Annotated in this window: 2 protein-coding genes; both read left to right on the top strand. The window is 39.6% G+C overall.

The features are described from left to right. Positions 1-211 precede the first annotated feature (211 nt). The gene (gene mgtE / locus EV203_RS13175) at positions 212-1,561 is read left to right on the top strand and encodes a magnesium transporter (protein ID WP_132040905.1); all 1,350 of its coding nucleotides are present in this window, start codon (positions 212-214) and stop codon (positions 1,559-1,561) included. 186 nt (positions 1,562-1,747) lie between these two features. Then, a partial coding sequence (locus tag EV203_RS13170; RefSeq protein WP_132040904.1) for an AAA family ATPase occupies positions 1,748-3,069 on the top strand: 1,322 nt, incomplete at its 3' end.

Here is a 3,069-nt window from a genome sequence, read left to right as displayed (position 1 = left end):
GAAGAAGGTATAAAGCAGCTTAAGAGGTATATAGAAAGTAGAGGTTTAAAAGATAGAAAGGATGTAAAACAAGCACTTGTCATATTCATAGGCAAGGACGAATACCAAGTAATTGAATAAACCGACGATGCCTTATTCTACCTAAAAACGGGGGTACTCCGTCGGCACCCAACATCGCCGGAGGCGCTTCCAAACTAGAGGGGGTATTATTGTGCATATCGAAAAAATGGAAGAGCTTTTTCGCCAATGGTTACAGGAAAAAAACTTTCTAGCCGTAAAAGAAGAAATGTCGAGACTTCCGGTACAGGACGTAGCGGAAATTTTGAACCATCTGGACGCTAAAAACAGCCTGCTGGCTTTCAGACTGCTGCCTAAGGATAGGGCTGCGGAAGTATTTTCATATCTGTCGGATAAAATAAGGGTAGCCTTTTCGCAGATGATCGAAGAAGACGAATTAAAAAGCCTGGTAGAAGACCTCTTTTTCGATGATAAGATAGACTTTCTGGAAGAAATGCCTGCTAATGTAGTAAAGAAAATACTCCAAAGGACGCCGGAAAGCGAACGAAGGCTTATTAACCAGTTTTTAAATTATCCCGAGGATTCCGCTGGCAGCATCATGACCATCGAATTTGTAGACCTGAAAGCCGACATGACGGTGGCTCAAGCACTTACTCATATTCGCTATACCGCTCCTAAAAAGGAGACTATTTATACCTGTTACGTTATAGACCAAGAAAGACATCTGTTAGGTGTCGTTTCGCTGAAAGACCTGGTGGTGGCAGACCCTGGTACCAGAATCGAAGACCTGATGGACAAACAGGTCATCACTGTAAAAACCCACGATGACCGGGAATTTGTCGCCTCATTGTTTAAAAAATACGACCTGTTAAGCATGCCTGTAGTAGACCAGGAAAACCGGCTGGTTGGCATTATAACCATAGACGACGTGGTGGACGTTCTAGAAGCGGAAAACACCGAAGATATTCAGCGGATGGGTGGAATAAGCCCTACCGAAGAATCTTATATAAGTCAGAGCCCCTTTACCATGGCCAAAAACAGGTTGTTTTGGCTTATGGCTCTGATGATTTCGGCCACATTCACCGGCCGGATCATACAAAAGTTTGAAGACTTTCTCCAGAAGATGGTAATCCTGGCTGCTTTTATACCTATGCTAATGGATACAGGAGGAAATGCAGGTTCCCAGTCGTCGACAATGGTAATTCGGGGTCTAGCCCTGGGCGAAATAAAAACACGGGATGTTTTTAGAGTGGTGGCAAAAGAGTTTATGGTGAGCGTTATTGTCGGCCTTTTTCTTGCAAGCTTCAACTTCTTACGGCTTGTTACTATTGAGCAGGTGAGCACTACCATCGCGCTGGTGGTCAGTCTTACACTGGTGGTAACGGTGATTATGGCCAAGATAGTCGGCGGTTTACTGCCGCTTTTAGCAAAGATGGCTAAAATTGACCCCGCCATCATGGCCAGTCCGCTCATAACCACCATCGTAGACGCCCTGACGTTAGTGGTATATTTTTATATCGCCGGATTGTTCATTAAAATATAAAGGTGCAGGCAAGTGCTTATAAGCGGTACCGTGTCTCTATAGAGGCGGCGGTTCGCCTGTTACTTGGGTTGGCAGTTGCGTAGTGATGGGACTTTCAACAAGGTTTCATCGAGAGTACAAAGTTCGCCAATTCATTGGGGATATAGTTTACTCTAAAGGAAAAGGGAAAATTATGAGGTGGGAAAGATGAAGAAAATACCCTATGGCATGTCAAATTTTAGAGCGATGAGAGAAGAAGGATACCTGTATGTAGACAAAACGATGTATATAGAGAAGATAGAGAACTTAAATAGCAAATACCTGTTTTTCATAAGGCCAAGGAGGTTTGGGAAGAGTCTATTTCTTTCTACATTAGAGAACTACTATGACATAAACACTGAGAGAGACTTTGAGAAATTATTTGGCGATTTATATATAGGGAAAAATCCTACTAAACTAAGGAACAGTTATATGATATTAGAGCTTGATTTTTCGGGATTAGATACAGGAGATAGGAATAGACTAGAGAAATCCTTTAAACAAAACCTAATTGACTCAATAAACAGCTTTTTCAACAAGTATCAAAATATATTTAAAGACATAGAGGAAATAAAACAACATATAAAAGAGAAGCCAGATATAAAATCGATAATAAATCAGCTGATTGAGGAAGTAAAGAAAGTAGGTAAAAAGATATACCTAATAATAGACGAGTATGACCATTTTGCCAATGACATAATAGCGATGGGGGACAATGAGTTTTACAGGGAGATAGTGAGGGCATCAGGCTTTGTAAGAGACTTTTACGAGACATTAAAGATAGGGACAAAGAGTGTAATAGACAGGATATTTATAACAGGGATATCTCCAATAATGTTGGATGATCTAACGAGTGGATTTAACATAGCATTAAACGTCACAATGGATTTAAGCTTAAATGAGATGCTAGGATTTACAGAAGAAGAAGTGGTGAAGGTATTAGAAGAAGTAGGGATAGAGGAAAAAGAGGAGCTAATAGATAACTTAAGGGAATTATACGATGGCTATAAATTCCACAAAAATGCCAAGAGAAGGGTATACAATCCAGACATGGTGCTATACTTTTTAGCACAATACAAAAACACAGGAGGATATCCAGAGTATTTAGTAGACGACAATGTAAAGACAGACTATGGTAGACTAAACAGACTTACAATGAATGAAGAGAACAGAGCATTATTAGAGAGAATCATAAAAGAAGAAGGGATAGTAGCGGAGATAGTGACAAAATTTTCATTTGACAGGATGTACGACGAAGAATACTTCGTATCACTGTTATTCTATATGGGATTACTAACGATAGAGAGACAAGAAAAAACGAGATTATTTTTAAAAATACCCAATTACGTAATCAAGACAATAATGTGGGAATATATAGAAACGAATTTAAAGAAAGAATACAAGATAAACCTCGACCTAAATGAGTTAAGAAAGACCATAGAAGAGATGGCATATGAAGGAAGGATAAAACCATATATAGAGTATATAAG

Origin of the sequence: Caldanaerobacter subterraneus (genome assembly GCF_004345675.1) — a bacterium.
In the GTDB taxonomy this organism is placed as follows: domain Bacteria; phylum Bacillota; class Thermoanaerobacteria; order Thermoanaerobacterales; family Thermoanaerobacteraceae; genus Thermoanaerobacter; species Thermoanaerobacter subterraneus.
The sequence above is the reverse complement of the archived record's forward strand: the minus strand, read 5'-3'. Positions and strand labels throughout refer to the sequence as shown.